At 41.9% G+C, this 4,183-nt stretch carries 4 protein-coding genes; 1 reads left to right on the plus strand and 3 read right to left on the minus strand.

Annotated features, from left to right (window positions below; genetic code table 11):
• The first annotated feature begins 262 nt into the window (after window positions 1–262).
• A complete protein-coding gene (locus ABFX15_RS07585) occupies window positions 263–976 on the plus strand; it encodes an MgtC/SapB family protein (protein WP_346024862.1) in 714 nt (237 codons plus the stop codon).
• Between the two features lie 63 nt (window positions 977–1,039).
• Here the strand turns inward: ABFX15_RS07585 and ABFX15_RS07590 are convergent, their stop codons facing one another.
• The 3 genes from ABFX15_RS07590 to rsxC all read right to left on the minus strand — a co-directional run bounded on the left by ABFX15_RS07590 (window position 1,040) and on the right by rsxC (window position 3,977).
• The gene (locus ABFX15_RS07590; RefSeq protein WP_346024863.1) at window positions 1,040–1,468 is read right to left on the minus strand and encodes an immunoglobulin-like domain-containing protein; all 429 of its coding nucleotides are present in this window, start codon (window positions 1,466–1,468) and stop codon (window positions 1,040–1,042) included.
• A gap of 92 nt (window positions 1,469–1,560) precedes the next feature.
• Window positions 1,561–2,661 (minus strand): RnfABCDGE type electron transport complex subunit D, encoded by a 1,101-nt coding sequence (locus ABFX15_RS07595; RefSeq protein WP_346024864.1) that lies wholly within the window; start codon window positions 2,659–2,661, stop codon window positions 1,561–1,563.
• A 2-nt stretch (window positions 2,662–2,663) separates the two neighbouring features.
• Window positions 2,664–3,977, minus strand: coding sequence for an electron transport complex subunit RsxC (gene rsxC / locus ABFX15_RS07600; RefSeq protein ID WP_346024865.1), 1,314 nt, complete (start codon window positions 3,975–3,977; stop codon window positions 2,664–2,666).
• Window positions 3,978–4,183 lie beyond the last annotated feature (206 nt).

Here is a 4,183-nt window from a genome sequence, read left to right on the forward strand (position 1 = left end):
TTAAAAAATAGTCATTTTGAAATTAGACGAGTGTTTCCTTTTTTAAAAAGTTAGTTATGAAATTGGTTCAATTACTTTTTTCACATACTTTCTTATAGTTATGTACATGTGAAAAAAACTGGTAGGTTCTGCTAATAATTTTAGTATACAATATGTAGCAGAAAGATGAAAGTAATTCCCTGTGATCTCTACAAATTCATTCTTGTATTTATTTGTCAAGTTAACGATAATAGTGTTATAAAAGTATGAGGGAGGAATCGGTTTGGAATTTACTCAGATAGAATTATTTTTAAGACTGATTCTCGCTGCAGTCGTCGGCGGGGTAATTGGTTACGAACGAGAACTTAAGGGTCGCGATGCTGGGATACGCACCCATACTCTAGTCAGTCTGGGTGCAGCGATCATTACGATGACGCAACTGGAAGCCAGCAGATGGGTCTTGAACTTTGCCATGGACAACCCCGATTTTTCAACAATATTATCAACCGACATTACTCGTCTTACCGCTCAGATTGTCAACGGGATTGGATTCCTGGGCGCAGGAACAATTATTGTAAGTAGACGCACAGTGACTGGACTGACAACGGCTGCTTCAATATGGGCTGTAGCAAGTTTAGGTATTGCCGTGGGTATGGGTTATTATTTCATGGCAATCACAAGTACATTTATCATGCTGATCGTTTTGCGTCTGCTTAAAGGATTATTCAAGATCGACAGTACTAAACAACTGGAGATTCAGTATAAAAATAGAGATGCTACACTTGCTTATCTAGTGGAAACTTTTAAAGCAAACAATATCACTGTTGTTTCAACAGATCATTCTATTACCTATTTGGAAGACGGAAGTTCAATTTGTGAAGATATGTATACATTGCACCTTCCCGCACAGTTTAACATGATACATTTCATATCTCAGGTTGGTGATTATGAAGACATTCTTAAGATCAATACCATCAAAACTACACCAGACAATTAAGGAAAAGCAATAAAGATGTCAGTTGTCGCTAACAAGCTGACTTATCTTTATTGCTTTATCTTTTTATTCCACAGTAAACTCGGCAGTCAGCACTTCTCCTTCGATCTGTCTGACGACTCGGTACTCACCTGGTTCGAAGGGCTCATAATAATGCATGTTCAGTTCGTCTTCTGCCTCTTCTCCCGGACCCAGTATATGGGCAATCATAATAAATGACATCTCTTCCTCTGGTTCAACGGTTATCCACTGGTCCCCTTCCTGCTTTTCGACAGTAAACGCAATGCCATAGCTTATCTCTTCTTCAGACTGATTCGACACAGTAAGAATGAATGTCTCTCCTTCTGAATCATACACTTCCTGATTCAAGCTTATAGATACACCGTCCAATGTATCTACTTCTTCAAACGGTGACGGTTCTCTTATGTCTCCGCACCCGCTTAAAACCATTCCAATGATAAAAACTGCTCCTGCTGCAAGTATTTTTTTCAGCATACTTAGCACACCCTTTTCTATTTTCTTAAGTATACGCTGAATAATACGTAAAAAAAACGGCCGGATCATTTTCCAGCCGTTTTATTATCTACTCAATTGTCTGTCAGCACGTCACGCTTGGTAAGCGGCTCTGTCAGATCATAATCCGGATGAACTCCGGGACGTTTCTTGTGACCGTAAATGCGCGGCATAACCAGTTTGTCTACAAATGGAATGATCGCATTCATAATCAGTATTGAGAAGCCAACCCCTTCAGGTGAAAAATATCCAATTCTGAAAGCCGCAGTAATGATGCCAGCGCCGATCGGAAATACCGTTCGACCAAGAGGAGTCAGGCCACCTGAAGCATAGTCTGTGACCATGAAAGTTCCTGCCAGAAGCAAGGCCCCACTTAGAATGTGATACATCATGAATTCGAAATCAAATCCTGAGTAAACCAGCATGATCAGAGCAACTGTTCCGATGTACATTGCCGGTATCTTAGGATTGATAATGCGTCGGAAAATCAGAAACGCCATCGCGATGAGTAATGCGAGTGCACTTGTTTCACCAAGAGATCCGCCCCATCCACCTTGATTTCCCAGGAACATATTCCAAAGCGTCTGCGCGCCGTCCGGTACTTCCTGCGCACCACTTCCAATGTAGAACAAGGGTGTTGCAGCAGCAACCAGGTCATCTGGAGTTGCAGTTGTAATAGCTTCTGCCTGACTTGCTGTGGTTATTATATCTTCTCCTGAAACAAATGTATTTACAATCCAAGGTGCCATCAAATACATGACTCGTCCGCCTACCGCGGGATTGAACCGGTTTCTGCCGATTCCACCCGGAATCATCTTGACAACAATAATCGCGAATAGACTGACAATAATAATACTGTACCATTGGACACCGTTTGGCATACTTAATCCAATAAGCATACCTGTAACTACTGCTGATAAATCGGTCACAGTTACACGTTTTCTAACAATTTTTTCGTACAGGTACTCACTGATCACACACGTGATCACAGCAAGAACAGTAAGATAAAGTGTCTGGAATCCGAAGAAGTAGACACCCGCTGCCAACGGAAACAGCATGGAAATAATAACTTGCAGCATGATCCACTGTGATGACCATTTTTCAAATATGTGTGGTGAGTTGTCGAGCACTAAATCGTAATCGGCCAAGGTGGTTTTTGTTTTATTCGTACTCATTCCTACACCGCCTTTGCATTCTGTCTGATAACCGTTTTAGCTTTTCTTATGTTGTCTAGTAAAGGAATCTTGGACGGACAGATATATGAACAGTTTCCGCATTCAATACAGTCCATAGCTCCAAGCTGTTCTGCTTTTTCGATGTCTCCCCGCTCGTAAGCATTACTGATAAGTATAGGCTGTAAGCTTACAGGACAGACGTTAATACATTCTGAACAGCGGATACAATCCATACGTTCTTCATCATCGACTTCTTCTGCAGTAAGGAATGTCACATGAGTGGTCCCTTTAGAGATAGGAATCGCTCCGTCTTTGATGGTTTTCCCCATCATAGGCCCACCGTGAATCACTTTACGTGGCGCTTCCTGGAAGCCTCCACAAAAATCAATCACGTCATCAATCGGTGTACCCAGACGTACAAGCAGGTTTTTAGGGTCGGCAACTGGTGTACCTGAAATCGTGCAGACACGTTCTACCATAGGTTTACCTAAGCGTACCGCACGGTATATCATCTGAAATGTCCCAACATTGGATACGACACAGCCGATATCAGCTGGCAGGCCGCCTGCAGGCACTTGACGTCCTGTACAGTTCTCGATCAACTGCTTTTCAGATCCTTGAGGATATTTAGCTTCAAGGACTTTGATCTCAACTTTATCGTAGCCCTCAGCTGCTTTTTTCAGTGCTTCTCCAGCTTCTTTAGCATTGTCTTCAATACCAATGAATACTCTGTCAACGTTGAAGACTGAATCGATAACGCGGACACCTTCAATAATTTCATCTGCATATTCGATCATCGTACGCAGATCAGATGTAGAATACGGCTCGCATTCTGCTCCGTTAAGAATAAGCGTGTCGATTTTCTTGTCTTTGGGCGGTGACATTTTTACGTTAGTCGAGAATGTCGCTCCTCCCATTCCGGAAATACCGGCTCTTTTGATCAGTTCAGGAACAAGTGCCGGATCCACATTATCTCCTGCTTCCGGAAACGGCGCTTCTTCTGTGTATTCTCCATCATTTTTTATGATGACACATGTGTAGATATCACTGAGTACATCACGTTCTTCAATAGAAATGACTTCCCCACTTACTGATGACAGAATATTTGCAGAAATGAAGCCTTGAGCTTCCCCCAACAAGGTTCCCACCTTCACTTTGTCGCCCACTTCCACTACTGGCTTGGCCGGAGCACCCAAGTGCATGGACATCGGGAAAACCATGATAGCCGGTGCATCTATTTTTTCAATTGCCTTATGGTGTGTACGCGATTTATTATGTTTAGGATATGTGGCTTTTTGTACTGTTTTGAAACGCATTCCCTTTCCTCCTCAAATATATGTAACTCCTATTTCAACCCTAACTGTGTAACAACTTGATTTAGTCTAAATTCAATAGAATTATAATAATTTCACAATAATTTTTCATGAGTATATCGCTACATCATCTGACTTAACTCAAGTTTTGCAGTTAAAAAATAGCCTTTGACCCTTGGTGTCATTGACTTGGTACCGATTATTATGCC

It is taken from the genome of Alkalibacterium indicireducens (assembly GCF_039522005.1).
GTDB classification, from domain to species: Bacteria; Bacillota; Bacilli; order Lactobacillales; family Carnobacteriaceae_A; genus Alkalibacterium; species Alkalibacterium indicireducens.